The sequence below is a fragment of the Streptomyces sp. NPDC101234 genome (genome assembly GCF_044767525.1).
GTDB classification, from domain to species: Bacteria; Actinomycetota; Actinomycetes; order Streptomycetales; family Streptomycetaceae; genus Streptomyces; species Streptomyces sasae.
In genome coordinates this window covers 273882-299417 of record NZ_JBIWOA010000008.1, presented here as the reverse complement: position 1 = coordinate 299417, position 25536 = coordinate 273882, and the positions used below count along the sequence as shown (strand labels likewise).

General features: G+C 68.0%; 25 protein-coding genes and 1 pseudogene. 6 read left to right on the top strand and 20 right to left on the bottom strand.

Going from position 1 to position 25536, the window contains the following annotated elements:
• Positions 1-444: 444 nt before the first annotated feature.
• Positions 445-1743 carry a DUF445 domain-containing protein gene (locus ACIRR9_RS17670; RefSeq protein WP_403752336.1) on the top strand — a complete coding sequence of 433 codons (1299 nt, stop codon included), beginning with the start codon at positions 445-447 and terminating at the stop codon, positions 1741-1743.
• Here ACIRR9_RS17670 and ACIRR9_RS17665 read toward each other — a convergent pair.
• The gene (locus tag ACIRR9_RS17665; protein ID WP_403752212.1) at positions 1715-2674 is read right to left on the bottom strand and encodes an AraC family transcriptional regulator; all 960 of its coding nucleotides are present in this window, start codon (positions 2672-2674) and stop codon (positions 1715-1717) included. The two genes, ACIRR9_RS17670 and ACIRR9_RS17665, sit on opposite strands and share 29 nt — an antisense overlap.
• Before the next feature lie 102 nt (positions 2675-2776).
• Between ACIRR9_RS17665 and ACIRR9_RS17660 the strand changes: the two genes are divergently transcribed.
• Positions 2777-3688, top strand: a complete 912-nt coding sequence (locus ACIRR9_RS17660; protein WP_403752209.1) for an MBL fold metallo-hydrolase — start codon at positions 2777-2779, stop codon at positions 3686-3688.
• Here ACIRR9_RS17660 and ACIRR9_RS17655 read toward each other — a convergent pair.
• Both ACIRR9_RS17655 and ACIRR9_RS17650 read right to left on the bottom strand, forming a co-directional pair.
• Complete coding sequence (locus tag ACIRR9_RS17655; RefSeq protein WP_403752206.1) at positions 3682-5148, bottom strand: alginate lyase family protein; 1467 nt, start codon at positions 5146-5148, stop codon at positions 3682-3684. The genes ACIRR9_RS17660 and ACIRR9_RS17655 overlap by 7 nt on opposite strands.
• Before the next feature lie 108 nt (positions 5149-5256).
• Positions 5257-5715 carry a hypothetical protein gene (locus ACIRR9_RS17650; protein ID WP_403752203.1) on the bottom strand — a complete coding sequence of 153 codons (459 nt, stop codon included), beginning with the start codon at positions 5713-5715 and terminating at the stop codon, positions 5257-5259.
• Positions 5716-5858: 143 nt separating this feature from the next.
• On the opposite strand from ACIRR9_RS17650, the gene ACIRR9_RS17645 reads away from it, so the two are divergent.
• Positions 5859-6812, top strand: a complete 954-nt coding sequence (locus ACIRR9_RS17645; protein ID WP_403752200.1) for a GlxA family transcriptional regulator — start codon at positions 5859-5861, stop codon at positions 6810-6812.
• 4 nt (positions 6813-6816) lie between these two features.
• Here ACIRR9_RS17645 and ACIRR9_RS17640 read toward each other — a convergent pair whose 3' ends face one another.
• From ACIRR9_RS17640 to ACIRR9_RS17615, 6 genes are all read right to left on the bottom strand, one after another.
• Complete coding sequence (locus ACIRR9_RS17640) at positions 6817-7119, bottom strand: hypothetical protein (RefSeq protein ID WP_365338042.1); 303 nt, start codon at positions 7117-7119, stop codon at positions 6817-6819.
• A gap of 138 nt (positions 7120-7257) precedes the next feature.
• Complete coding sequence (locus ACIRR9_RS17635; RefSeq protein ID WP_403752197.1) at positions 7258-8583, bottom strand: hypothetical protein; 1326 nt, start codon at positions 8581-8583, stop codon at positions 7258-7260.
• A gap of 29 nt (positions 8584-8612) precedes the next feature.
• Entirely contained in the window at positions 8613-9119 is a 507-nt protein-coding gene (locus tag ACIRR9_RS17630; protein WP_403752194.1) for a SigE family RNA polymerase sigma factor, read from the bottom strand.
• Between the two features lie 117 nt (positions 9120-9236).
• Positions 9237-9779 carry an MOSC domain-containing protein gene (locus ACIRR9_RS17625; RefSeq protein WP_403752191.1) on the bottom strand — a complete coding sequence of 181 codons (543 nt, stop codon included), beginning with the start codon at positions 9777-9779 and terminating at the stop codon, positions 9237-9239.
• A 156-nt stretch (positions 9780-9935) separates the two neighbouring features.
• The gene (locus ACIRR9_RS17620) at positions 9936-11108 is read right to left on the bottom strand and encodes a serine hydrolase domain-containing protein (protein WP_403752188.1); all 1173 of its coding nucleotides are present in this window, start codon (positions 11106-11108) and stop codon (positions 9936-9938) included.
• Between the two features lie 169 nt (positions 11109-11277).
• On the bottom strand, positions 11278-13197 hold the full coding sequence (locus ACIRR9_RS17615; RefSeq protein ID WP_403752185.1) for an N-acetylmuramoyl-L-alanine amidase: 1920 nt from the start codon (positions 13195-13197) through the stop codon (positions 11278-11280).
• Between the two features lie 315 nt (positions 13198-13512).
• Between ACIRR9_RS17615 and ACIRR9_RS17610 the strand changes: the two genes are divergently transcribed.
• Complete coding sequence (locus ACIRR9_RS17610; RefSeq protein WP_403752182.1) at positions 13513-14358, top strand: alpha/beta fold hydrolase; 846 nt, start codon at positions 13513-13515, stop codon at positions 14356-14358.
• A 76-nt stretch (positions 14359-14434) separates the two neighbouring features.
• Positions 14435-14950 carry a TetR-like C-terminal domain-containing protein gene (locus ACIRR9_RS17605; protein WP_403752332.1) on the top strand — a complete coding sequence of 172 codons (516 nt, stop codon included), beginning with the start codon at positions 14435-14437 and terminating at the stop codon, positions 14948-14950.
• A gap of 15 nt (positions 14951-14965) precedes the next feature.
• On the opposite strand, the gene ACIRR9_RS17600 is transcribed toward ACIRR9_RS17605, so the two are convergent.
• The 10 genes from ACIRR9_RS17600 to ACIRR9_RS17555 form a co-directional block, all read right to left on the bottom strand.
• Positions 14966-15853 (bottom strand): maleylpyruvate isomerase N-terminal domain-containing protein, encoded by an 888-nt coding sequence (locus tag ACIRR9_RS17600; protein WP_403752179.1) that lies wholly within the window; start codon positions 15851-15853, stop codon positions 14966-14968.
• Positions 15854-16036: 183 nt separating this feature from the next.
• Entirely contained in the window at positions 16037-16582 is a 546-nt protein-coding gene (locus ACIRR9_RS17595; RefSeq protein ID WP_403752176.1) for an SMI1/KNR4 family protein, read from the bottom strand.
• A 99-nt stretch (positions 16583-16681) separates the two neighbouring features.
• The gene (locus tag ACIRR9_RS17590; protein WP_403752173.1) at positions 16682-17194 is read right to left on the bottom strand and encodes a nucleoside deaminase; all 513 of its coding nucleotides are present in this window, start codon (positions 17192-17194) and stop codon (positions 16682-16684) included.
• A 54-nt stretch (positions 17195-17248) separates the two neighbouring features.
• A complete protein-coding gene (locus tag ACIRR9_RS17585) occupies positions 17249-17776 on the bottom strand; it encodes a hypothetical protein (RefSeq protein WP_403752170.1) in 528 nt (175 codons plus the stop codon).
• On the bottom strand, positions 17773-19467 hold the full coding sequence (locus ACIRR9_RS17580) for a hypothetical protein (RefSeq protein ID WP_403752167.1): 1695 nt from the start codon (positions 19465-19467) through the stop codon (positions 17773-17775). The genes ACIRR9_RS17585 and ACIRR9_RS17580 overlap by 4 nt, the downstream gene beginning before the upstream one ends.
• Positions 19468-19771: 304 nt before the next feature.
• Complete coding sequence (locus ACIRR9_RS17575; RefSeq protein WP_403752164.1) at positions 19772-20464, bottom strand: HEPN domain-containing protein; 693 nt, start codon at positions 20462-20464, stop codon at positions 19772-19774.
• Between the two features lie 2 nt (positions 20465-20466).
• Positions 20467-21720 (bottom strand): DUF262 domain-containing protein, encoded by a 1254-nt coding sequence (locus tag ACIRR9_RS17570; RefSeq protein WP_403752161.1) that lies wholly within the window; start codon positions 21718-21720, stop codon positions 20467-20469.
• A gap of 222 nt (positions 21721-21942) precedes the next feature.
• A complete protein-coding gene (locus tag ACIRR9_RS17565) occupies positions 21943-22713 on the bottom strand; it encodes a DUF6551 family protein (protein WP_403752158.1) in 771 nt (256 codons plus the stop codon).
• A gap of 184 nt (positions 22714-22897) precedes the next feature.
• Positions 22898-23098, bottom strand: a complete 201-nt coding sequence (locus ACIRR9_RS17560; protein ID WP_403752155.1) for a DUF397 domain-containing protein — start codon at positions 23096-23098, stop codon at positions 22898-22900.
• Positions 23098-23943 carry a helix-turn-helix domain-containing protein gene (locus tag ACIRR9_RS17555; protein WP_403752329.1) on the bottom strand — a complete coding sequence of 282 codons (846 nt, stop codon included), beginning with the start codon at positions 23941-23943 and terminating at the stop codon, positions 23098-23100. The genes ACIRR9_RS17560 and ACIRR9_RS17555 overlap by 1 nt, the downstream gene beginning before the upstream one ends.
• A 205-nt stretch (positions 23944-24148) precedes the next feature.
• Between ACIRR9_RS17555 and ACIRR9_RS17550 the strand changes: the two genes are divergently transcribed.
• Complete coding sequence (locus ACIRR9_RS17550) at positions 24149-24817, top strand: ATP-binding protein (protein ID WP_403752152.1); 669 nt, start codon at positions 24149-24151, stop codon at positions 24815-24817.
• 114 nt (positions 24818-24931) lie between these two features.
• Here the strand turns inward: ACIRR9_RS17550 and ACIRR9_RS17545 are convergent.
• Positions 24932-25236: pseudogene (locus ACIRR9_RS17545) on the bottom strand (DUF3427 domain-containing protein); the annotation flags it as partial.
• Between the last annotated feature and the right edge of the window lie 300 nt (positions 25237-25536).

Sequence of the window (25536 nt, the reverse complement as noted above, 5' to 3'; positions counted from 1 at the left end):
CGGTTGCGCAGCCGACCCAGGGGTGGGGCCTGCTGAGCGATGGTTGCGCAGCCGACCCAGGGGTGGGGCCTGCTGAGCGATGGTTGCGCAGCCGACCCAGGGGCGGGGCCTGCTGAGCGACGGTTGCGCAGCCGACCCAGGAGGCGCGGGGCCTATTGAGCGACGGTGACGCAGCCGACCCAGGGGCGCGGGGAACTGCGCGACCAGCCCCCACCGGCCCGCAGGTGCCCACCGGCCGGTACGGCACCGCCGAAATCCGCCGTCGTGGCTGATCGCCGTTGCGGCGGGATTGTTGTCGGCGTCGGCTGAAGGCGCGGCGGGATTGTTGTCGGCGTCGGTCGAAGGCGCGGCGGGAACTCTTGTTCCGTTCCGGGAGTAGTCAGGAAGGGACAATATGTGCGGGATCACCGTGAGGGTGTGACCGGCTGCGAACGGGTGGAGCAGATGGCGGAACCTACGGATACGGCGTCCTACAAGTCCATGAACGCCTTCACACCCGCAGACGAGGAGCGCCAGCGCGGCGTACGGCGTATGAAGCGCACGGCGACCGGCCTGCTGCTGCTCGTCGCCGTGGTGTACGTCCTGGCCAAGGTCGCGTCCGGCGCGGGTGCCGGCGTCTGGGCGGACTATGTCGCCGCCGCGGCCGAGGCCGGCATGGTCGGCGCGCTCGCCGACTGGTTCGCGGTGACCGCCCTCTTCCGCCACCCCCTCGGCCTGCCCATCCCGCACACCGCGATCATCCCGACGAAGAAGGACCAGCTCGGTGTCTCGCTGGGCGAGTTCGTCGGCGAGAACTTCCTCTCCCGGGACGTCGTACGACAGCGGCTGCACTCCGTCGGCATCGGCAGCCGGCTCGGCGCCTGGCTCGCGGAGCCCGCGCACGCCGACCGCGTGACCGCCGAGCTCGCGACAGCGCTGCGCGGAGCCCTGACCGTGCTGCGGGACTCCGACGTCCAGGCCGTCGTCGGCGAGGCGATCACCCGGCGGGCCGACGCCCAGGAGATCGCCCCCGGCATCGGCAAGCTGCTGGAGCGGATCGTCGCCGACGGCGGCCACAAGCGGGTCGTGGACCTCGTCGTCACCCGCGCGCACGACTGGCTGGTGCTGCACGGGGACTCCGTGATGGACGCCGTCCAGGGCGGCGCCCCCGGCTGGACGCCCCGGTTCGTGGACCGCAAGGTCGGCGAGCGCGTCTACAAGGAGCTGCTGCGCTTCTGCGCCGAGATGCGGGACATGCCCTCCCACCCGGCGCGCGGCGCCCTCGACCGTTTCCTCACGGACTTCGCGAACGACCTCCAGTCCGACACCGACACCCGGGCCCGGGTCGAACGGCTCAAGGGCGAGGTCCTGGGCCGCAGCGAGGTGCAGGACCTGATCGCGTCCGTCTGGACGGCCGTACGGTCCATGCTCGTCGCGGCGGCCGAGGACGAGCGCAGTGAGCTGCGGCTGCGCGTCCGCGCCTCCCTGATCTCCCTGGGCGCCCGGATGGCCAAGGACCCCAAGATCCAGGACAAGGTCGACAGCTGGGTCGAGGGCGCGGCCGTGCACGTGGTGACGACGTACCGCAAGGAGATCACGTCCCTGATCACCGACACGGTGGCCAGCTGGGACGCGGAGCACACCACCCGGAAGATCGAGGCGCACATCGGGCGCGACCTGCAGTTCATCCGGATCAACGGCACGGTGGTCGGGTCGCTGGCCGGCGTGCTGATCTTCACGGTGTCGCGGGCGCTGGGGGCGTAGTGCCTCCCCCGGGGTGCCCCGCTGCCCGCTCCCGGTACCGCCCCGGTGTCGTACCGAACTCTCTCCGGAAGGCGTGGGACAGGGCGTACGGGCTGCCGTAGCCGACGCGGTCGGCGATCGTGGACAGGGTTTCCGGGGTGTCGCGGAGCAGGCTCGCGGCGAGGATCAGGCGCCACCACGTGAGGTAGGCCATCGGAGGGCGGCCCACCAGCGCGGTGAACCGGCGCGCCAGGGTGGGGCGGGAGACACCCGCCTCCGCGGCCAGGCGGTCGTTGCTCCACGGCGCCGTCGGGTCCGAGTGCAGCGCCCGCAGGGCCGCCGCCGTCACCGGGTCGCCCAGCGCGGCCGGCCAGGCTCCTACCGTGCTCTCGCTCATCCAGGAGCGGATCATGTAGACGAGGAGGAGGTCGAGCAGGCTCGGCAGCGCAACGCAGGAACCGGGCCGCCGCGCGTCCAGCTCACCGGCGAGCAGGTCGATCGCGGCACGCAGTTCGGGGTGGCGGCCCACCCGGTTGGGCAGATGGACGACCGCGGGGAGTTCCGTCATCAGCGGGTGCATACGGCTGCAGTCGAGCCGGTACTTGCCGCAGAGCAGCTCCGTGGCGTCCCGGTCCGGCAGCCATGCCCGCGGCCCCGTCCCCTCGGACCACCGCTCGAACGGCACCGCCTTCGCCGCCGCGACCGCCGCGTCGAGCGGGGAGTCCGCGATCACATGGCCGGTGCCGTGCGGCAGCAGCACCGCGTCGCCCACCCCGAGGGACACCGGGTCGCCGCCGTCGGGCAGCAGCCAGCAGCCGCCCTGGAGTACGACATGGAAGCCCGCGCCGTCGTACGGGTCCAGCCGCGTGCACCAGCTCCCACCGATCCGCACCCGGTTGGAGGAAGGGTGTCCCAGGTGTACGACGGAGATCGCGTCGCTGACCACATCCATCCGCCCAGCGTAATCTCCCGTACAAGTGCATGAGACGGACGCGTATCTCAGTGAGCATGGAGCGCATTGAGACGCTCGTCCCGGCTTTCTAAGCTCGGACGCATGACGAACGAGACCGAGAGTGTGCAGAGCATCGTGCTGGGGGACGTCGAGGTCATCCGGGTGGTCGAGTGGCATCAGCCGTTCGTGCCCGCCTCCGGCATGTTCCCGGACGTCGCCGCCGAGGTGTGGAAGGACAACGAGGACTGGCTGGCACCGGACCACTGGGAGCCGGAGAGCGACCGGGCGGTGCTCGCCCTGCAGACGTGGGTGCTGCGCAGCGCCGGGCGGACCGTCCTCGTCGACACCGGCGTGGGCAACGGGCGCGAGCGGCCGGGCATGCCGCCGTTCCACCGGCGGGAGGGCGATTTCCTCGGCCGGCTGGCGCGGGCCGGGGTGCGCCCGCAGGACGTGGACGTCGTCGTCAACACCCACCTCCATGTCGACCATGTCGGCTGGAACACCGTCGACGCGGACGGGGAGTGGGTGCCGACGTTCCCCAACGCGCAGTACCTCCTCCCGGCCGCCGACGACTTCCACTACGGCCCGGACAACGCCTACGCGAACGGCGAGCGGGAGGACGACCGCCTGATCTACGAGGACAGCATCGCTCCTGTCCACCGGGCCGGACAGACCGTGCTGTGGGACGGCTTCCACCGCATCGACGAACACCTCACCCTGGAGCCCGCGCCCGGCCACACCCCCGGTTCGGCCGTGCTGCGGCTGGCGTCCGGGAGCGACCGGGCGGTCTTCGTCGGAGACCTGCTGCACAGCCCGGTGCAGCTCCTCCGGCCCTGCTGCAACAGCAGCGCCTGCCTGGACCCGGAGCAGGCGGTGGCCAGCCGCCGCCGAATCCTCGGGCGGGCGGCCGACGAACGCGAGCTGCTGGTCCCCGCGCACTTCGGTGGTGCGGGTGCCCTGGAGGTCCGCCGGGACGGCGACGGATTCGCCCTCGGCCCCTGGGCCGCCTACTGACCGCCGCGCGTCCGCTTGCGCAGCAACAGCAGCCCGCCGGCCAGCGTCGCGACCGCCGCGGTCGTGGTCCACCCCACGATCTCCCCCGCTCCCGTGGTGGCGAGGTCATCACCCTTGCCCTTGGTCTTGCCCCCTGCCGAGGCGGAGGCCAGTGGGGCCGCCGACCCCAGCGCACTCGGCGCCGCCGCCGGACTCGGCGACGCCGAGCTCCCGGTCGTACTCGTCGCCCGGTCCCGTGTGAACGCCAGGGTCCCGAAGCCCAGTTGGTCGAACCCGCCGCTGTTCGGCCCGTAGTCCCCGCCCCCGCCCTCGGGCGCCGCCTTGGCCGCGATCTGGGTGACGTACGTCGCCGACAGGCCCCGCCGCTTGGTGTAGTGGTTGGCGATCATCGCCCAGATGGGGCGGGTCATCGCCGGGTCGACGGCCGCCGCGGCGGTCACCGTCTCACTGCCCGACCAGACCCCTGCCGCCCCCTTCCGCCGTGTGTTCGCGGTGAACGGCACCTGACCGCCCATGCTCCACTTGGCGACGTACTGCGCCCCCTTGAGGAACCGGCTGTCGTCGTAGCCGTACAGGTCGAACCCCTGGTTCCACGCCATCTCGCAGAACGTGCCCATCAGGCCGACCCCGAGCAGCGCGTGCCCCTGGTCGCGCCCCGCCTCCAGCCATTCGCCCAGCCCGTCGTCGTACACGACGGGAATCGCGTTCCTGATCGACCCGAGCCCGGCGCCGTTCTTGAAGTAGTCGACCGCGCGGGTGACCTGGGCGCGGTCGTCGCAGAAGATGGCGGTGGCGAGGACGCAGGCCATGTTGGCGAGGTCCCAGTTGGTCCAGTAGTTGGAGGTGAAGGCGCCGTTGTGCTTGGCCAGGAAGTCGTCACTGACCGCACCGAAGAGCTTGCTGAGCATCTCCTGGAAACGGGCGAGTTCGAAGTCGCCGTGGTCGCGGACGAGTTCGGCGGCGTTGGCGAACTGGTAGCCGTACAGTCCGGCGGCCAGGAACCGGTCGGCGGAACCGTTCACGGCGGTGAGCGTCGAGGACCAGGCGTTGAGGATAGCGACGGCGGTGTCGGCGTACACGCTCTCGCCGGTGACGTGGAAGCGCAGGGCGTTCTGGTAGGCGGCGTGGATGTCGTTGTAGAGGATCGTGTAGTTCTGCGGGGTGCCCGCGCCCCGGTACACGACCGCCTGCGGCCGGGGCTGCCAGCCGCTCTGCGCGTGCCGGTTGGCGGTGAGCCTGGCGAACCCGGCCGTGTAGGGCGCGGCGCCCGCCTTCACCTTGGCGGCCATCCGGTCGAGATCGGTACGGGTGTGCAGCAGGCCGGGATGGGCGAAGGCGCCGGACCCGGTCCCGGCGGCGGTCGCGGTACCGCTCGCGGCGGCGATCCCCGCGGCGGCCCCCACCGCCACTCCCGAGGCCTTCAGCATGCTCCGGCGGCTGATCTGTCGAGTCGTGTGCATGCCCTGGGAGACGGGCCGGCCCGGCCCGGATAACAGAAACCGGGGAAGTCGCCTTCAGATGCCGGCGGGCCTTCAGACGTCGGTGGGCCTTCAGGTTCCGGTGGGCCTTCAGGCGCCGGTGGTCGACCCCGGCCGGACGATCATCAGCACCGTCACGACAGCCCACAGCAGGTTGAACAGCCCGGTGAACATGGCGAGCCGGACGGTCGCCTCGCGCGTGACAGCGCCCGCGCCCCCCTCCACCAGCGCGGTCTGCCGGGGCAGTACCAGCGCGACGAGGACGACCGCAGCCAGTGCGGTGAGTGCGATCGACGTGATCAGCCATGCACTCCCGAGCACATGCATATTGCTCGCCGTGGCGAACCCGAACGCGGGGACGACGATGCCGACGAGGGCGTACACCCGGCATATCCGGTACAGCAGCTGAAGGCTCTCGGCGGCCCGGACGTCGTCCGGCGCTTCCATCACACGGCGGGCGGCGGGCGGGAACATGCTGGTGGCCACGGTGACGGGACCGATGGCGACGATCGCCGCGAGGACATGGACGGCGAGGAGGAACTTGGTCACGGCGTCGACCGTAGGCGGCCGGACGATCTCGCAGAAGCGGCAATAATGCCACCGTCCAACAGATTCTCGCCACCGGTGGAATCTCTGGCAGGAGTGGAGAGCCCCAGGTTGGCGACAACCCGTCGACCGGCTACGTTCCTGCCATGCACACCGTCGCCGTACTCGTCCTGGACCAGGTCATCCCGTCCGATTTCACCGTGCCGATCGACACCTTCGGCTGGGCCCGGCTGCCCGACGGCCGGGACGCCTACCGGGTGCGGGTGTGCGGGCCCGCGGACGAGGTGACCGCGGCGGGCGGCGCGTTCACGATCAAGGCGCCGTACGGGCTGGACGCGCTGGCCGAGGCGGACACGATCATCGTGCCGGGCCTCGCGGACCCCACCCTCCCGCTCGCCCCCGAGGTCGCCGACGCCCTGCGCGCGGCGGCCGCGAACGGCACGCGGATCGCGTCGGTCTGCGTCGGCGCGTTCGTCCTCGCGGCCACCGGCCTCCTCGACGGGCTGCGGGCGACCACGCACTGGGTCGCGGCCGACACCCTGGCCGCGATGCACCCGGAGATCGACGTCGACCCGAACGTCCTGTACGTCGACAACGGCCAGTTCCTGACCTCGGCGGGCGCGGCGGCGGCCATGGACGTGTGCCTGCACATGATCCGCAAGGACCACGGCTCGGCGGTCGCCGCACACGCGGCGCGGTTGTCGGTCATGCCGCTGGAACGGGAGGGCGGTCAGGCCCAGTTCATCGTCCACGACCAGCCGCCGGCCCCCGCGGGCGCCACCCTGGAGCCGCTTCTGTCCTGGCTGGAGGACAACTGCGACCGGGACCTCACCCTGGACGAGGTCGCGACGCGGGCCGGCATGAGCACCCGTACCCTCAACCGCCGCTTCCGCGACCAGACCGGCACGACCCCGCTGCAGTGGCTGCACCGGGCGAGGGTGCGCAGGGCGCAGCACCTCCTGGAGACCACCGGCCACCCCGTCGAGCGCATCGCGGTCCAGGCCGGTTTCGGCTCGCCGACGGCGTTCCGGGAACGGTTCCGCAGGGTCGTCGGGACGAGCCCGCAGGCGTACCGGCGGTCGTTTCGCAGTACGGCCTGAGCGCTCAGGCCCGGCGGTCGGCGACGGCCCAGGACGCCAGTGCCACCGCGCCCGCCACGCCGAGGACGGACGGCCAGGCGCCGACCTTCTTGGCCAGCGGATGCGATCCGGCGAACGCGGCGACATACGCGGCGGACAGCGCCCCCGCGGCCTTCCCGCCCGCCTGCTGCCGCCACTGCTGCGCGGCGGCGGCCCCGGCGACGGCCAGCACGGCCCCGCCCAGCGGCCGCTTCTTCGTCCACCGGGCCACGCCGTACCCTCCGACGAGGCCACTCGCGGCGATCACCGAACTGGGAACCCTGGCCATGTCTGTCTCCTTCTGTTCTGTCTGGGTTTCCCGAGGCTAACGCGGCGGCGGTCGCACGGGGCGAACATGAGCCGACCCGTGTCAACCCTGTCCTCCGGAACCCTGTCCCCCGGAGAGGCCCCCGCGCCTACCGCACGGCTACGACCGCCACCTGGGGCTGAGGGCGATGGCGCGGAGCTGCTTCATGGTCGGCGCCGGGGTGCTGCGGGTCGCGGCGCTCTGCTGGGAGCCGGAGTTGAAGGCGCTGATCACCACGCGGAAGCCGTCGGTGCGCAGGGTGTCGACGGTCCACATGACGACCCCCGCACCGCCCTTCTCCCCGGGCTGCTTCCGCTCGGCGACCTTCGTCCCGTCGGACAGGGTCTCGGACCCGGCCCCGAACAGCTCCTTCGCCACGTCCGACATGTTCGACTGCACATTGATCTGGACGAGGCTCCGGCCCTTGCCGTCGTCGACGACCACATAGGTGAACCCGCTGTCGTCCTCGCTTCCGTGAGCCACCACCTTCAGCCCCTTGGGAACCAGCGAGGCGAGCGTCTGCTGGATCCCCTTGCCGACCTCCTGCGTGGCTGACGGCTCCTGGGTCTGCCGGGGATCCTCCGGGATGGCGTCGACGACCCCACGCCAGTCCTTCGCGGCCGCGAGCACCTTCAACTGCGCCGCCGAGAGCGGCGGTTGGTCACGGGTGATCGACGCGTCCTTCTCGGCGGGGGCGTTCCACTCGCTGACGGAGACGTGATGGCCGTCCGGGGTGAGGAGGTTCGCGGTCCAGAGCTTGGTGTCCACGCGCCGGTCGGGGTACTCGTACCCCTTCAGGACGGTGACGACGGAGGCGTCGGGCAGCCGGCTGGTGACGCAACTGTCGTAGGGGCTGTAGACCTTGTCGGGGCACTGGGTGATCTGCCGGGCGTCGGTCCCGCCGGGCAGCACCCGGTTCACGGCGACGCTGATGGCGGCGGCACCGTGCCCGTCGTCGTACACCAGCTGCGCGTACGGTGCCACGAGCGGCTGGTCCGGGTCGATCCCGCGCCCCTCGGCCTTGCTGAACTTCCCCTTGGGCAGCAGCCGTTCGAGCGTGCGGATCATGTCGTCCGAGGTGACGGCGCGGCCGACCGTGGAGGACGTGGTGGTCGGGGTCCTGCCGGCGACGGAGGGCGGCCGTGCGACGGACGACGACCCGCCCCAGGGCACCGACAACGCGCCGCCCACGCCGACCAGCGCGACACCCGCGGCCCCGCCCACGACCGCGGCCCGCCGCCGCTGCCGTAGCCGCCGGCCCCGGGCCGTCCCGGCGGCGGCGAGCGCGGCCCGGTCGGTGTCGAAGGCGCCGCCGGTGCGATGCAGCGCGGCGGAGAACTCACGCTCCAAGCGTTCGAAAGACTCGGAAGACTCGGAAGACTCGAAGGGCTTGAAAGGCTCGAAGGGATCGCTGTCGCTGTCGCTGTGCTGCTGCTCGACGGGCATGACGAACCACCGTTTCCACAAGGTTGAGGTCAGGGGCGGGCGTATTCGGCGAGGTCCTCGCCCAGCAGCTCGCGCAGTCGCGCGAGGGCGCGCACGCACCGGGTGCGGACGGCGGCCGAACTCACGTTGAGGGCGTCCGCGGTCTCGTGAATCGACCGGTCCTCCCAGTACCGCAGGACGACCACGGCCCGGTCCTTGGCGGGCAGCCGCGCGAGCGCGTCGAGGAGGGTCAGCCGCAGCGAGGGATCGGCGCCCGTGTCGGCCGGCTCGGGGAACGAGTCCCTGGCTCTCTCGCCGCTGCTGAACCGCCGCCGGTGGGCGAGAAAGGTCCGGGTGAGGACGGTCTGCGCGTACCCGGCGGGATTGTCGACGCGGGAGACCCGCCCCCAGCGGACGTAGATCCGCCCCAGGGCCTCCTGCACCAGATCCTCCGCGAGATGGGTGTCCCCGGCGGTGAGCAGACAGGCGGACCGGTACAGATGCCCGGCCCGCGCCGCGGCGAACTCGGCGTAGTCCTCCACAGGCCTCTGACTCATCCGCAAGCTCCCCGTCCCCGTCCCCGGCGTTCTGCCGCTCACCTCATTGATGCGGTGGGCCCGGGAAAATGTTTCAGGGATTCCAAGGGATTCTCAGAGCCGGCTCACCGCCCCCTCTCAGACCCGCTCCAACGGCCGATGTTCCCCCACGGGCAGCTCCACCCGGACCACATCCCCCGGCCGCACCACACCCCCCACCTTCACCACGCTCATCACCCCGGCCCTGCGCACGACCTGCCCGCACTCGTCCCGTCCGACGACCTGCTTCAGCAGCCCCTGCTGAAAGCCGTCGATCTGCAGACACGGATTCCGCAGCCCGGTCACCTCGACGACGGCGTCCTCCCCGATGTGCAGCAGCGTCCCGGTCGGCAGCCCCAGCAGATCGACACCACGGGTGGTGATGTTCTCCCCGAGCTCCCCGGCCCCGACCCGGAACCCGGCGCCCCGCACCTCCTCGAACAACTCCTCGTGGATGAGGTGCACCTGCCGCAGATTGGGCTGACTCGGATCCTGCGCGACCCGGGACCGGTGCTTCACGGTCACCCCGGCGTGCACATCGCCCTCCACTCCGAGTCCGGCGAGCAGCGTGATGCTCTCCCGGTTCGGCTTGGTGAAGGAGTAGACATCATTACGACTGACAGCTGCCACGACCCCGTTCATACCGCCGACCCTAATCGGCCGGGTGGTCCGCCGTCCCGCCGTCCCCCGGTCCGCCGTACCACCCGTCGCCCGCCTCAACCGTTCAAGCCGTCGCCCGCCTCAACCGTTCAAGCCGTCGCCCGCCTCAACCGTTCAAGCCGTCGCCCGCAGCGGCCGTCAGGCCGTCGCCTCCCGCACCGCGTCGACGAGCGTGGACGCCCGCGGGTCCTCGGCGCCCTCGACGATGCTGTTCATGACGTAGCCGAAGGCGATGCCGTGCTCGGGGTCGGCGAAGCCCAGCGATCCGCCCCGTCCGGGGTGACCGAAGGCGCGGGGACCGGTCAGGGGGTTCGTCTCGACCGGCAGCATGTACCCGGAGGCGAAGCGGACCGGGAACATGATGACCTTGTCCGGCCCGGCGGCCTGCTCCGCGGTCGCCGACGCCAGGGTCTCGGGGCTGAACAGCCGTACCCCGTCCACGTCCCCGATCAGCGCGGCGTACATCCGCGCCAGGCCGCGCGCGGTGCCGATGCCGTTGGAGGCGGGAATCTCGGCGGCCTGCACCTCGGCCGAGTTGAAGTCGATCTCGGCGGGATCGGTGAGGGTGAACGCCCGGTTGCTCAACGACTCCGGGTCCTGCAGCGCGGCGACGTACTCGCGCGCCTCCGGCGGCACGGCGTCCAGCGGTACGGTGCTCAGGTCGAACTCCGGCTTCGGGTACACCATCCGGCTGACCCGTCCGCGCTCGGTCGCCGGCAGCCCGATGAAGAAGTCCAGTCCGAGCGGCCCGGCGATCTCCTCCGCGAAGAACCGGCCCGGCGTACGGCCGGACACCCGCCGGATCACCTCTCCGACCAGCCACCCGAAGGTCCGCCCGTGGTAGCCGTGCCCGGTCCCCGGCTCCCACTGGGGCCGTTGCGCGGCCAGCGCGGCCACCATCGCGTCCCACCCCAGGGCGTCACCCAGCGGCACCGGCCGGTCCAGCGTGACCAGCCCGGCCCGATGCGACAGCAGCCACCGCACCGGAATCCCCGCCTTGCCGTTCGCCCCGAACTCCGGCCAGTAGTCGGCCACCGGAGCGTCGAGATCCAACTCCCCGCGCTGGGCGAGCAGATGAGCGACGGTGGCGGTGGCTCCCTTGGTCGCGGAGTACACGAGTTGCAGCGTGTCCCGCTCCCACTCCCGCCCGGTGTCCGGATCGGCGACACCGCCCCACAGATCCACCACGGGCCGCCCGTCCCGGTACACACAGACGGCCGCCCCGACATCCCCCCGCCGCTCGAAGTTGGCGGCGAACGCCTCCCGTACACCCTCGAACCCGGCCGCGACTTCCCCGTGGATCATCGTCATGCCCACATCCTGGCACCGCGGCCAGGGCCCTGCGAGCCCTGAACGACCCAATCCCGCGGTCATCGACGGCAGTTGACGGCCGGACATGGGTGGTGCCCAGGAGGCCGGAACCTCCTGGGCACCACTTTCACCACTTTCCGAGCGGCGTGCCGTCAGCGGACCGTCGTCCTCATCCGTCCGTGGCCGTGACGTCCGAGGAGTACACGAGGGCGACCCGGTGGTTGTACTGGATGGTGTACATCGCCTTGGCGCCGGTGACGACCGCACCGCTGGAGGGGAAGAAGTCGTCCGTGAGGGACGGCGCCACGGTGGCCACATAGGCCTGGCCGGCCGGGACGGTGTACATGCTGAGCGGCGCCTGCGTCGACGGCGACAGGCCCGCCGGGTACTCGGCGGCGTCCGGGTAGCTGGAGCCGTAGACCGCCACCGGGGAGTCACCGGCCGCCGTGATCACCTTCACCCCGTGTGCGGGCGCGGTGTTGCAGCCGTGCGGGTTGTAGAACCACACCTTCGAGCCGCTGTACCAGATGGCGGTCCAGTCCCCGTCCTGGTCGGCGACCACGAACTGCTGTCCCGCCGCCGCGGTGCCGCCCCAGTCGTTGATCCGGTCGGTGCCGGCCGCGCCGGGGTGCAGCGCCTGGTCCCCGAAGAGGGGCGCGGTGTCGCTGGGCTCGGTGCGCAGGTAGACGAAGTTCGACGGCTGCTGCGTCTCGGTGCACGCGGTGGTCGCGCCGGTCGGGTCGTCGGAGGGGCAGATCTGGACGGTCTGCAGGTTGTCGTCGAAGCGCGGGGCGATGGTGACCACCGAGCCGACGGGACCGACACCGTGCCGCCCGGTGTGCACACCGAGCAGGTTCATGAAGTGGTTCCAGTCCCAGGACGGGCCCGGGTCCCAGTGCATGCCGGAGACGAGGGACGACTTCGGCCCGGCGACGTTGTCATGGCCGACGATGTGCTGGCGGTCCAGCGGTATGCCGAACCGATCGGCCAGGTACTCGACCAGCTCGGCCGTGGCCTCGTACTGCGCCTCGGTGTACCAGGTGGCACCGTGCGCGGCGTAGCCCTCGTGCTCGATGCCGATCGAGTGCATGTTGGTGGAGTAGTTGCCCGCGTGGAAGGCGAGGTCCTTGGTGGGCACCATCTGCGTCACCGCGCCGTCGGAGGACCTCATGACGTAGTGCGCCGCGGAACCGCCCGCCTTCTCGAAGGTGGTGATGGCGGCGTCGTACGAGCTCTCGGTGTCGTGGATGACGATGCTGTCGATCCGGATGCCGTTGGCGGGGCGGTTGGAGACCTGGCCGTTGGACGCCGCGGCCGGAACGAAGGTGCAGGCGACGGTGGTCGGGCACTCGGTGTCCGTGGTCGCCGCGGACTTCAGGTCCAGGGCTTTCAACTGGCCGGTGGCCGGGTCGACATCGCTGTCGGCCGCCAGGCGTACGCGCTCGCCGTCGGCCGTGGTGCGGCCCGCGCCCTTCTGCACCGTGGCGAACACCCGGTCGGCGAAGGCCTCGGCGCCCTGCCGCCGGCTGGACTGGCTGTAACGGGCCACGGCCGCATACCAGTTGCCGGGATCCGCGGAGGTGGATCCGGTGACGGCCTGCTGGTACGACGCGAGCAGCGCCGCGCCGCCGCGGATGTTGGCCGTCGGGTCGGTGCGCAACTCCTCGGCCGACAGCCCGGTCAGCTTCGCGGCCGCCTGAAGGGTGTGCAGGGCCGGATCGGCGGCGAGCTTCGCCAGGTCGGCACGGCCCGCCGCGCCCGCGTCGCCCCCCGCCATCATGGCCGGGGTGACGTCCGTCAGGTGCATCGGCCCGTAGCCGCCGTCCGTGCTGTGCTGCCCGGCGTGCGTGTCCCACGCCGACTCCTGGTACGCCACCGCCAGCAGCACCTGCTGCGGGACGTGGTAGGCGTCGGCGGCGGCCGTGAAGTCCTGCTGCAGAGAGGTCGCCGACTCCGCGGTGTCACCGGCGGCGAGGGCCGGCATCGGCACGGCCGCCCCGCCCGTGACGGCGAGTGCGGCGACGGCGGTCAGCAGGGCCGCACGGCGGCGCTTCGACGCGTCTGCGCGTCTGGGAATGCTCGTTCTCATAAAAGGGTCCCCGGACCTCAGAGAGATCAATAAGAGATCAACTGGCCGCACGGACATGGCATACGACGGGCCATCGGTTCGTCGACCGGGCCGGTACGCGCTCAACTCCGTTGGTCTGCTCGGGGCTTCGTCCGTCGGCGTCTGGCAGTGGATGATCCCCCTCCGGCGCAACTCGCGTCAACCTCGCTCAAGGGAGGGGAACTTGAACAGAGCGCGACGACTGTGCCGCCCCTTGGCCCGGTGCGCGGTTGACAGCTTTGGCTAACAAGGTTAGCTTCAAGCTAACAACGTTAGCCGCGCCATCCGAGGAGTGTCATGACCGAGTACCTTGCCGTCGACGGCGGCACGATCGCCTACGAGGTGTCGGGCTCCGGCCCGCTGATCGTTCTCGCACACGGCATGGCCGACAGCCGCGCCGCGTACCGTGCCGTGATCCCCCAGCTGGTGGCGGCCGGCCATCGGGTCGCCGCGGTCGACCTGCGCGGCTGCGGCGAGTCCAGCGCCGACTGGCCGGCCTGGAGCCGCACCGCCATCGCCGGCGACCTGCTCGCCCTGATCCGCCACCTGGGCGGCCCGGCCGTGCTCGTCGGCCACTCGATCTCCGGCGGCGCCGCCACCATCGCCGCGGCGCAGGAGCCCTCGCTGATCAGCGCGGTCGTCGAGCTGGCGCCGTTCACCCGCAAGCAGTCGCTCCGCCTCGGCGACCTGCGGGTCAAGCGCTTCCGGCAGGGCATGCTGCGGCTGCTCGGCGCGGGCGCCTTCGGCAGCGTGCCGCTCTGGCGCTCCTACCTCGACGTGGCCTACCCCGGCGTGAAGCCGGCCGACTGGACCGAGCGGCTCGGCCGCATCGACTCCCTGCTGCGCGAGCCGGGCCGGATGAAGGCGCTGCAGGGCATGGGCCGCACCACCCCGGCCGACGCCGGCGCGCAGCTCGGCAACGTCCGCTGCCCGGTCCTGGTCGTGATGGGCACCCTCGACCCCGACTGGGCCGACCCGCACGCCGAGGGTTCCGCGATCGTCGACGCCCTGCCGTCCGGCCTCGGCCGCCTGGAGACGATCGAGGGCGCCGGGCACTACCCGCACGACCAGTTCCCCGACCAGATGGTTTCACTGACGCTCGCCTTCCTCCGATCCCTCCGGTCGGACGCCGCCAGTGCCTAGGGCCGGCCTGGACCCGACGGCCGTCGTCGCGGCCGGCGCCGCCCTCGCCGACGAGGTGGGCCTCGCCAACCTGACGATGGGCCTGCTGGCCGAGCAACTCGGCGTACGCACCCCGTCCCTGTACAAACACGTGGACGGCCAAGAAGACCTCAACCGCCGCATCGCCACCCTGGCGTTGAACGAGGCAGCCGATGCCGTCGGCGGCGCGGTCCAGGGACACGCGGGCCGCGACGCCCTCGCGGCCGCGGCCCACGCCTTCCGCGCCTTCGTCCTGGCACACCCCGGCCGCTACGCCGCGACGATCGGCATCGAACCGACCGGCCCCGACGACCCGCTCGCCACCGCGAGCCGACGACTGCTCGATTCCTTCACAGCGGTCCTGCGCGGCTACGAGATCGCAGAAACCGCGGAGATCACAGAAACCGCAGAAACCGCAGAACCCGACGTGGACCACGCCCTGCGCACACTCCGCAGCCTCTGCCACGGCTTCGCCACACTGCAGTCGGTCGACGCCTTCCAGTGGAGCGCCGACATCGACGAGAGCTTCGACTGGCTGATCACCTTCGCGGACCACGGCCTGCGCGCGATGTGAGAACGCCGCGCCGCCCTATGCCCGGGGTGTGCCGTCCCAGCGCCATGTGGTGAGGCGAGGGTGTCCCGGTAGTTCGGCGCGTCCGGCCGCCCACAAGAGGGTGGGCCAGGTGTCCGTGGAGGACGGTGCGTCCGGAAACAGCCGGGCGAGCACCCGAGCGCACAGATCGGCAGGCGGGCTCCAAGCGAGATCGAGACCCTGTGCCAGGTCGTGCATGTGCACCAGGGTCTCCACGATCCCCATCGCGGCGAAGCCCTCGGGGTCCGAGACACCGAAGACGTGGTGAGCGCGGGTCTGCGGAGGCGTCGTACGCACCATGGCGACCAGCAGCGCACCGCTCGCTTCCAGAACCTGCAGCAGTCCTGCGGGCCCCGCCTCGCGGTTCGCGTGAATGGTGTTCGCCGGACCGCCGGGCCGTCGGCTCTCGTACACGAAGGGCACCTCGCTGTCCAAGGGCGGTGTTCTGGGGCCCAGTTGCGCGGCGTAGGCGAAGAGGTCGTCGCTGAGGTGCTCGACGGTCTCCCAGCAGTCCCATTCCAGCGAACCGGCCCTGCCGTCCCAAGCAGCCGGAGGCGCCTCGCGAAGGACCGCCACAGCAAGCTGCACGGCACGGTCGACGTCGTCTGCGGTGACGGGGCGCTGGGAGGGGCCGGCATCGGCTGATCGGGACATGGCAGGACGGTACCGCGACCGGAAGAGCGGTTCCTCCTGTCGATCACAGGGCTGGTGGCCCGGCGAAGGTTTGCGGTGCGACGTCAAGTGGTTGACCAACTGCCGCACGTTCCACTCGGTGCAGGGCGTTGGCCAGGACCGCTGCTCGGATCGCACTGCGCGCAGATTCCGTTCGAACTCGGCACTGGACCCGAGGAACCGATCGATGAGCCCCTCGAACGCGTTGACCATGTGGCCCACCATGCCCGGGACGGGCGGCCGGGTCCGGCGGGTATCGGACGTCGAGGTGGAGTTCTCGGAATGTGGAGTTCTCGGAATGAGGATCAAGGTCCGGACAGGCCTGGCCTGTCCGGTCTCCCTCATGTTCGAGCCGCTTGCCCTCGTCGTGCGTCTGACTCTGTGTTCGGGGAGCGGTCAGTCCCACCAGCCGCCGTCAGCGTGCCAGCGTTGCACCCATTCCAGGAAGCCGGCCGCCTCCGGCATCGGATACGGGTAGGCGCCGACGTCGGTGACCACCCAGACCTTGCCTCGTTGGGGACCGGTCACGACCAGGACCCAGTAGAAGAGGCCGTCGTCGGTACCGAGCACGACGGAGCCGTGGTTGAAGACGTCGGCGACGCGCTCGTGATGGTCGTCGGCGAGGGGTTCGCTTTCCCAAGCCCAGGCCTCCTGGAGCGGGAACGGGGCGGCGGGATCGCGATCCCCTTCGTACGGCCAGTCCGGCGGAAGCCAGCCCAGAGGGAGAAGGCCGCCGTCTTCCGGCGGCCCGAGGGGCGACCCGTTGGCGACCTCGGCGATCAAACTCCGGTACGGCTCCGGAAGCACGACCCCGTGCTCGGATTCCCACGCCGAGACACCCTCGTGCCCCAGCGCCGGCTCACGCCACTCCGGCTCGATCGCGGAGCGCAGGAACTCCAAGGTGACCTCGGCAGGGCGCTGATCAGGTGATGTGGTGGTCATCGCCGCATGGTTCCAGAAGGGACTGACGGGGCTGCTGCGAGACCATCGGGCTCGCGCCTCGCACCCGCAGAGCCGTCAAGCCCGGACCCATCGGCAGGTTCAGAGCTTGGGCTCCACCGGGAAGGGCATCTTCTCGGCCCAACCGGCCAGGGCCGCCGCCGCGATCTCGCGGACTTCGCCGCCGACCGCGGTCTCCTCAAGGAGGGTTCGCTCGGCGTTGGGGACGGTGAGCTCGCGGTAGAACTGGAGGTCCTCGAAGCCGTTGACCGCTGAGTCCTGCTTGGTGGCGGCGTAGACGAGGCGGGAGACACGGGCCCAGTAGCAGGCCACCAGGCACATGGGGCACGGCTCGCTGCTGGAGTACATCACCGAGCCCTCCATCAAGTGGCGGCCGAGTTTGCTGCCCGCGGCGCGAAGGGCCATGACCTCGGCGTGCGCGGTCGGGTCGCGGAGCTCGATGACCGAGCTGGTGCCCGTGCCGACCACCTCCCCGTCGATGACCACCAGGGCCCCGAACGGAGTCTTGCCCTCGTCCTCCAGGGCGTGCCGGGACAGCTCGATGGCCTGGGCGAGAAAGGCGTGGTCCTCGGGGATCTCGGGGGAGAAGGGCACCTGGTCTCCAAGTCTCTGGTGGGCCGCTCACGACCGCGCTCACATGTGGACGGCTCACATGTAGACGGAGGGATCGGCGTCGCCGAACGGGCCGTCCAGGTTCATGTCGTAGCCCGTGAGGGGCGTGGTGGCACCGGCTGTATGGATGATGTCCAGCGCCAGCCCGGCCTGCCGGTGGTCGGTCCAGTCGCCGTTGTCCAGCACTTCGACCATATCCGGGATGGGCGCGGGCGACTGGTCGCCGCCCAGGATGAGACGGTGGATCCTGGGCGCCGGCCGTCCGTCCGCACAGAGCAGCAGACCGGCGGCCGACATCCGAAGCTGCCATTCCTCGAACGCCCGTGCAGCGGCGGCGAAGTCGACAGGGAGACTGTGCAGGACCACGCGGTCGACGGTGAGGCCGGCACCGCGCCGCAACTGGGCCCTCATGACGGCCTGGTCGATCTTGTTGCGGAGACCGAGGAGATCGGCCCGGAGCCACGCCAGATCGCACTGCACCACGACGGCGGCCGTCACCGTCTCCGACTCCAGCGCAGCGATACGCTCACGCCAGAGGCCCACGTCCAGGGCCGGATCCGTCATGCTCCCTCCTGGGTGTGCGCCCCGACCAGCGTCAGGACCTTCAGGCCTACGACGACGGCCTCGACCGGATCCGTCTCCGCGACCGTGGCCGCACCGGGCAGGACACGGGCGGCCAGACCGGCGGTGATCCGCAGACTGACCGAGGGGAGCATGGCGAGGAAGCCACGCAGCTCCGCGTCGTCCCCGCCGGGCACGAGCGGAGCCAGCCGGCACGCGACAGCCAGGATCACGGCGCCGGGCCGGAGCTGCGGCTCCACGTACGGGGCGGGCACACCGTACGCCCGTCCGACCCGCCCATGATGCCCATGCTCGCTCGCCGACCCGGCCGGAGCCGTACGGGAGAGAAGCCGGAGCAGGGCCGTACGCGCCTCCTCTGCCGTGTCGAAGTAGCGGTGAGTGGCGAACGTCCGCAGATACGCGCCCAGCAGTTGATGATCAGGGGTGAACTCGGGCCGTACGAGCTCCGGAGGATGACCGACCCGGCAGTCCCGCAGAGTGGCGAGCGCGGTCACCGAGGTCAGGGCCCAGAAGTGGTCGTACTCCTCGACGCTGCCGAAGGCCGTACGCGCCGAGTCCGCCGCCGGAGTGTCCACGGCGTCATCGACACCACCGAACAGCGACCGGCGCAGTTGCGTGAGGATGGACGCGCCGTCCCAGTAGTTCCCCATGAACTTCGTGCCGGTGAGGATCTCGTACACGCCGTACAGGGCACCGGCCTGATGCGCACCGTGGAACTCGGCGAAGTCCGAGCTCCACATCAGGACTTGGAGCGGATCCGGGAGCAGAGTGCCGAGTTCGTCCGGGCCACTGGCCGACTTCGGGTCCGGGTCGACACACCGCAGGATCCTTGACCGGGCGTCGGTACTCAGGGCGACCAGCTCACGGGCGGACCGGTTGGAAGCGACCCCGCGTACGGACATCAACAGCGCGGTGTTGGCCAGCCAGGCCAGATAGCGACTGAGGGCGCCGAGCGGCGGGGCGGGCTCGGGCAGGGGCCGGCACAGCCGCACGACGGAATCGACCAGGGCGTGACCACAGGTGGTCGCCTGGATCGGATCGGCCCCGCTGACGAGAGCGGCGCGGGCGAGCCGGTGCAGGACGTCGATATGGAGGGTGATCGCGTTCTCGGCCGCATCCACCGCGACCTCGGCCTCGATCAGCTGGTCTACGAGGTTCCTGACGGCGGTCGGGTCGTTGCTGGTCACGGCCTCGCTGATGGCGCCGAGGTAGGCGTTGACGACCGGGCTGTTCTCGATGCCGTGGGACAAGGAGCCGACGTCCGCGCCCGACTGCCCGAGCGCCTCGGCGAGCGTGCGGCACAGCAGCCGGTTACGACCGCCGACGCTGGCCAGACCGAAGAGCTGGACGAAGGAGAAGATCCCGAAGATGTTGGCGAGCAAGAACAGCAGCGCGCCGTAGGTCGCGCTGACCCTGTTGTCGCCGAGCAGCCCGCACGCGGTGAAGAGAGCCGCGAACCACCCGATCAGCACCCACTCCCGGAAGGCGATGTGCCCGTCTATCGCCTGTAACGAGGGCCAGGAGCTGGCCGCGGAGAAGGTGAGCGCAAAGATCACGGCTTCGCCGGTGAGCAGCGTGGCGAAGAAGGCGATGCTGAACTGGGTGGCGGCGACGACGTCATCGGCGCTGCGGGGATAGAAGACGGCGACGAGCGCGAGTACGACAGCACACACGCACAGCACAACTTGCCGACGCCTCTGTACCACGACTCCCGCCCGTTCCCCCGCGCCTCATGTGGTGCGTCCAACTCTTGCAGGAGGAGCGGAAGTTGCCAACAGGAGGCCGATGCTCGATGGTCAGACAAGAGGCAGACGAAATGGAGTACTTCACCATGTGGGCTACGAGTCTGCGCCATGTTTGGGTGGGGAGGGACCCTCAAACGAGATCTGTCGGGTCGTTCCGAGTTGAGTACGAGCGCGGTGAAACGTTGGGCTGATACCCCAATTGGCTGCTGACTGATATCCCTTGGCATGCCCACTAACGCCAGATTGGCATCAAAACACGCGGAGCGTATCTATCCATTTTGGCCAAGCCATCATCGATGTCCTGGTAAAGTTTCAGTTCTTGGGCCCCAGTGGGAATTGTGGACATTAGGGCTCCAGCTCCATGAGCTACTTGGCCCCGCTTCTCCCCAAGCTCTTGCATTTTATCGCGAAACTGGACAGTGAAGAAGGTGTCGCGAAATCCGAGCGGTATCAGAATCATATTGAGATTTGCCGGCTTTATCCCGTTATTTCCTGCAATTCTCCTCCTGTGGGCTTCGATAGCCTTTAGTAGCGAGCCGGATGTTGAATTCCAATTGGCTCGAAGATCTCTATTCGAGTATCCGGGGTATGAAGCCTGCGCTGAATTGCGGGGCAGGCTCAGCGGGTTAAGTGATTGAAAAACAAGCAGGTGATGTCCCGCATGGGTCAAGCGGGATTGGCGGCATCTTCTTTCGCTAACATCGAGTATGTTGCGCGCCACGCTCTCGACATAGTGCTGGACTTCGGCATGCATCAGGACCCGGAATGAGTGGAGTCTATCCGTGTCTGATTGACTTTGAGGAACTAGGTTTGGTGTCACGGAAAGCGATGTCGCCAGCTGCTGCACTCTGGCCCGGAGCGCAAGGATTCTTCGAGATCTCCGGCACGGCCCTTTGATCGATGTGCCCAGGTAGAGGTCAGTCATTTTTACGCCTTACGGGGCGCTATGGGCAGGAAGGGTAGGATGTAGTCGCTTGTGGCAACCCGCATTCCAATTGCCGCCCCCAAGGCCTGGCCCCAGAGGTCGATCCGACCGTTTACCGCATCGGCCCGCTTCGTGGTTGAGATCAGATAGGAAGAGAACTCCTCATCGTTGCGGCACAGATTCTCGAATGCCTCTATGACCCGATTGGAATTTTCCTTCGCCAAGTCTCGAATTTGCGGGTCTGCGAAATACCATGTCATTAGATCAAATACCGCCACGTTGAATCGTGGCATGTATTTATCTCGGCCTGCGTCGAACCGCAAGAAGGCGGTCCTGCCGAAGATGTCAAAGGTTGTTTCGATTGCGGATTCGAGGCTCTGGAGCAGATCTCTGAGGTTGGATTCGATCTCGCCGTAGTGGTCGTTTCCTCCGCGGAGTACGCGATCGAGGAAGTCTCGAAGATCCCCACCGTATTTGGTAATGTTGGTCTTAAAGGCGATGTAGCGAAGCAGGGTCTCTGCGTCCCTTAGGCGAGTATCTGCCTCTTTGAGTCGTCTAGCCCTCAGGAGGGGCCGGCTCTCAGCGCTCTCCTTGTTGATGAAGTAGGTGAGTTGGCCTGGGAAGAGTGCTTGTCGCAACTCGTGTGACGCCAGTGGCACACTGGCTTTGTTAAGCCGAGAAAAGATCAGGTGTAGCAGTGCTGGCGTTCGCCAGTTCCTCACAACGATTGTGCGGATCGGTTGGGCGTACATTGTCTGGATGAGGCGCCTAGTGTCAGAGCTCAGGCGAATTTCATCGAAGTTCTTGCCTGAGATGCGATCGTCAAGCAATTCGAGACCGGAAAGCTTGAGCTTTTCCGGATCTCCCTTCACAAAGGCCTTGAGCGCTGTCAGTCGCTGCTTTCCGTCTAGAACGTAAAAATGACTAGGGTTTGTAAGGCTTTCCGCCAGCACTAGCGGAGGAATGGGGAGCCCGAGCATAAGTGATTCGATGTACAAGCTTTGACGGTCACTATTCCAAGCGGTCCTGCGTTGGAAAGGAGGTGATGTAAAAATGACACCTTGAGCGTCTGGGGCATTCGGATCTGCGTCGATCTGATCGATTACAGAGCCGATAGTCCAGTCAACGGTGTAGATGACGCTGCCTTGAACTTGCTCAGCTGTGAGTTTCCCAGGCTCTTCGTAAGACTCTCCGAATTCGTCGTCCGGATCGATCTCGATCTCGATCTTTGAACTTCCCGCTTCTGGGGTGCCCATTAAGTCTCCTGCATGACTATGATTTCTTATGGCCACTAATCTGAAATCTCTAGTGGTGTGAGATCTAATCGAGTCCGTATCGATTGCATAGCGACAGATGAATCGATAGGCAGGCGCACCGGACTTCTCGGGTCGATTCGCCATCCGCACGAGAAGTCCAGATTGTCAATCTAGATTTTCTGTTAATCGACCGTTCTGGGTTCGAGGCTGGGGAAAATGGTCTCAGATCTCGATGCGGTTCTCAATCTTTCGGCCCTTGTTCCAGGCGTTGACGATCATCCGATAAGAGGTACTCACGCGAGAACCGGTGCCGCTGTTGTTGAAGCCGCCGCGGGAGGACTGGCTGAGAATCTCCGACCGCCACTTCGCGGCTGATCCCATTCGCTCCATCTTCTTGGCGAGCTCTTTGTCATCTACGAGATCGCCGTGGCGGCCCAGGAACATACCGATGCCACCCAGGAGCATGCCGTCCCACGACTCCGCAGACCGGCCCCACGCATCTTCGGCGATTGACAGGGTTCGATCGAAGACCTGAGCTCCATAACGATCGGTGATCTGAAGTACTCCCGACACTGCGCCAACGCTGTTGGTGGAGGAGGAGCCCAACGCAAGCTCGTGCTTCTTCAGGATGCGATCGGTGTCAACGAAAAGAGGAACGCCTCCGGTGAGCCCCACGTGGTATTCGTCGATGGGGCGCGGTTTGTGCGACTCGCGGTTCTTGATCAGGAAGAGGATGGCTTCTTGGGCTTGCGTGAGACCATGATGGATGTCTGCCCGCATGGTGGGAATCTCTGCGAGCGCGCATGCACGCCACCGATGCTGACCGTCGATGATATAGAGATCGCCGTCAACTCGCTGAGAGACGACGATCGAACCGATGGCCTCACGTACCAAGTGGTTCGCAATGTTCTGCGCGCGACTCTCATTCAAAGTTCGCTGCGCTTGGGGATCAATGTTGAGGTCGCTGATCGCGACCTCCTTCCCGTAGTCCACATGGTGGACCGGGAGCTCGAAGGTGTATCGAGCCTTAGGCATGAACGTGCCCTTTCACACCGCGTTTTGGGGGAGGGTTGGCATTGCCGGATTTGGGAAGCGGTGCACCGAGGATGATAATCACGTTGTTGTTGGTGTTTCAAGTGGTTTGAGGCGCAGACGAGTTAGCTGTCTAGCAGGCTCGTCAGTCGTGAAAGTCCCCACGGTGCAGGCTCTCTATGAACGACCGCCAGGCGTGACTGGCGACGGTCATGATCGGGCCGTCCCCTTGCTTCGAGTCACGCAGCAGGGTGTCGTTGCCGGCATGGGTGCACTCAATGCACTCTGTTCCGCTGCCGCCGCTGAACGAGGACTTGAACCAGCGGTGCGCTGGGGGCGTTGTCATCAAGGCTCCCTGAGTGTGCGATCGACAAGCTTGGCTGAGGATTCGAGGTCGAGTGCCTGGGCGCTGAGGTACTCGAACGCCAACCTATAACGCTCCAGTTCGGGTTGCTTCTCCATGAACAATCCGCCGCCGAGTAGATCCACGTACACCACGTCCAGTTCCGTGGCTGGACCTCGCAGGACAGCGAAGCTGCCAACAGACGCTGCGTGCGCGCCTGCCGAGAAGGGGAGGATCTGGACTGTGATGTGAGGCTGCTGTGCCACAGCGAGTAGGTGCCGGAGCTGCTCCTGCATGACATCCCGGCCGCCTACGCGCCGCCGTAGCGCCGCCTCGTCGATCACGCACCAGATATGCGGTGGATCATCCCGATCGAGGAGTTCCTGTCGTTTCATGCGGATGTCCACCATTTGCTGTACCTCCCGCTCTGGGCACTGCACCTCCGAGGCTCGGTGAACCGCCTCAGCGTAGGTGCGAGTTTGGAGGAGGCCGGGGATGTACATGCAGGCGTAGTGGTCTTCGCGTACCACTTCGTCTTCAAGCGTGAGCATGAGATTCATCGACTCTGGGATGGGGTCGGCGAGTGATCGCCACCACCCTTGGATCTTGGCGCCCTTTGCAAGCTCGACAAGGGCGAGGCGCTCGTCGTCGGTTGTTCCGTACTCGCGGCAGAGTGCGTCGACCGCCGGCCACTTGACCGTGCCCTCCTTGGTCTCGTAGCGGCTAAGGGTCGCCTTCGAGATGCCGACTCGTGCGCCCGCCTCCTCAAGAGTGAGTCCCGTGTGCTCACGGAGGCGACGCAGGTCCGCCCCTAGCTGGCGCCTGCGCGTTGTGGGTCCAACTGCCATTTTTTGCGGCCCTTCATGTCGATCCAGCTGATCGTCCTTGGTGTCCTTGTCTGGCGGCAAGGTGGCGCGCGCCGGGGGCGCTCGCAGTGCGGTTGCACCACCACCAACCCTGAATGAGAGTTCCATTTTGAGAGTTCCAATGCAACTCTCTGTGTGTGGCCCGACTCGGGCTGTGAACGGTAGGGGATGAGGGAGGAGACGGAAAGTGGACTGCATCACGGGTGTCTCGAGGAAGCCATGGAGCCTTCCATTCACTGCAAAACCGGAGGAGGTTGCAGCGCTGCGGCGGATCACGCGGCTTCACCTGACGCTCTGGGGGCTGCATGACGTCATCGACGCCGCCCAGATCTGTGTCAGTGAGCTTGTGTCCAACGTCATCAATCACGTGGGCGTTGGTACTCCCGGCACTCTGGCTGTCTCCATGAGGGGCACTCGGGTACGAATTGAGGTCCATGATCCCGACGCGCGGGCTCTGCCGACCCTGCTCGCCGCATCTGTTGAGGCGGAGTCCGGCAGGGGCTTGGCGATGGTCAATGCCCTTACCGACTGCTGGGGCGTTCAGCTCCAAGCCGACCGGAAGGTAACGTGGTGCGAGCTGGCGACGGACTTGGAGTCAGCTGGCGGGCATGCCGGCGGTATGCGTGTGAATCGAGTCGAGACGATGCTCGGTGTCTACGGGCGTGAGCGGGCTCAACCACTATCAGTGGGATCGGGTTTGCTGGGCATGGCGGTGGTGGAAGATCGGGCAATTGACTTCATTGCTGACGTCCTGCATTGGCTGAGAGCTCACGGTTGTGATGTCGACGAGGCTCTTGATCGTGCGCAGACCCACTTCGAGGCAGAGGTTGAAGAGGGCGAGACGCTGTCCCATTGAAGGGCCTGGTCGGCCAACGCATCGTGCGCGGCCTGACGGTGTCAGAGCGCCTGACTACCCTGCGGCGATCGTGGAGTACGTCCGCACGTCGGCCGGAAGGTTGTGCTTTAGGCGCTAGGTGATCGCCATCGGGTTGCTGTCGGTGTGCTCCTTGTAAGTGGCTGGACCGAGGAGCATCCATGGATGTGACTTGCCGATGTCGGTGTCCTTGTAGCGGCGCATGAACAGGAGAAGCGGCTACCCCGCTGGGAGTGGTGCTTGTAGCGCATGCCCGTAGGGGAGTTTTCGGCGGTTGCGTTCTGGGACTCCCCGTGGAAGAGGTGGCGGCTCAGAATAAAGTCTTTGTAGCGGATGGTGGGTGAGAATTCCCTTTCATTCTTCTCCAGGGTGATGAGCAGGGTGTCGGTCTGGATGCCCTCTTGGCTCCCGTCGGCCCCAGGTCCGCACCGCCCCGGTTCTTCGAGCCGCCGACCAGAGTCGGTGTTGGTGGCCGGAATGCCGCCGCCCGCTGCCGCGCGATGGCGACGAGGACGCCCTACTTGCGGTTCTGGGCACGCCGAAGTCGACCACGTTCACGACGAACCAACTGAACTCGCGTCCCAGGCCAGCCAGTTCGGCTCGCGCGAAATCACGAAACTGCTTGTAGGCGTCCGAGTGCGAGCCCGGAAACGTGCTCGATGAGCATCGTGCGAGACCCGGTCGCATGGACGAGATAGATC

Coding starts and splice junctions, on each gene's coding strand:
- ACIRR9_RS17670 (WP_403752336.1), top strand. CDS start 445: ATGGCGGAACCTACGGATACGGCGTCCTACAAGTCCATGAACGCCTTC.
- ACIRR9_RS17665 (WP_403752212.1), bottom strand. CDS start 2,674: ATGGATGTGGTCAGCGACGCGATCTCCGTCGTACACCTGGGACACCCT.
- ACIRR9_RS17660 (WP_403752209.1), top strand. CDS start 2,777: ATGACGAACGAGACCGAGAGTGTGCAGAGCATCGTGCTGGGGGACGTC.
- ACIRR9_RS17655 (WP_403752206.1), bottom strand. CDS start 5,148: ATGCACACGACTCGACAGATCAGCCGCCGGAGCATGCTGAAGGCCTCG.
- ACIRR9_RS17645 (WP_403752200.1), top strand. CDS start 5,859: ATGCACACCGTCGCCGTACTCGTCCTGGACCAGGTCATCCCGTCCGAT.
- ACIRR9_RS17640 (WP_365338042.1), bottom strand. CDS start 7,119: ATGGCCAGGGTTCCCAGTTCGGTGATCGCCGCGAGTGGCCTCGTCGGA.
- ACIRR9_RS17635 (WP_403752197.1), bottom strand. CDS start 8,583: ATGCCCGTCGAGCAGCAGCACAGCGACAGCGACAGCGATCCCTTCGAG.
- ACIRR9_RS17630 (WP_403752194.1), bottom strand. CDS start 9,119: ATGAGTCAGAGGCCTGTGGAGGACTACGCCGAGTTCGCCGCGGCGCGG.
- ACIRR9_RS17625 (WP_403752191.1), bottom strand. CDS start 9,779: ATGAACGGGGTCGTGGCAGCTGTCAGTCGTAATGATGTCTACTCCTTC.
- ACIRR9_RS17620 (WP_403752188.1), bottom strand. CDS start 11,108: ATGACGATGATCCACGGGGAAGTCGCGGCCGGGTTCGAGGGTGTACGG.
- ACIRR9_RS17615 (WP_403752185.1), bottom strand. CDS start 13,197: ATGAGAACGAGCATTCCCAGACGCGCAGACGCGTCGAAGCGCCGCCGT.
- ACIRR9_RS17610 (WP_403752182.1), top strand. CDS start 13,513: ATGACCGAGTACCTTGCCGTCGACGGCGGCACGATCGCCTACGAGGTG.
- ACIRR9_RS17605 (WP_403752332.1), top strand. CDS start 14,435: ATGGGCCTGCTGGCCGAGCAACTCGGCGTACGCACCCCGTCCCTGTAC.
- ACIRR9_RS17600 (WP_403752179.1), bottom strand. CDS start 15,853: ATGGTCAACGCGTTCGAGGGGCTCATCGATCGGTTCCTCGGGTCCAGT.
- ACIRR9_RS17595 (WP_403752176.1), bottom strand. CDS start 16,582: ATGACCACCACATCACCTGATCAGCGCCCTGCCGAGGTCACCTTGGAG.
- ACIRR9_RS17585 (WP_403752170.1), bottom strand. CDS start 17,776: ATGACGGATCCGGCCCTGGACGTGGGCCTCTGGCGTGAGCGTATCGCT.
- ACIRR9_RS17575 (WP_403752164.1), bottom strand. CDS start 20,464: ATGACTGACCTCTACCTGGGCACATCGATCAAAGGGCCGTGCCGGAGA.
- ACIRR9_RS17570 (WP_403752161.1), bottom strand. CDS start 21,720: ATGGGCACCCCAGAAGCGGGAAGTTCAAAGATCGAGATCGAGATCGAT.
- ACIRR9_RS17560 (WP_403752155.1), bottom strand. CDS start 23,098: ATGACAACGCCCCCAGCGCACCGCTGGTTCAAGTCCTCGTTCAGCGGC.
- ACIRR9_RS17555 (WP_403752329.1), bottom strand. CDS start 23,943: ATGGCAGTTGGACCCACAACGCGCAGGCGCCAGCTAGGGGCGGACCTG.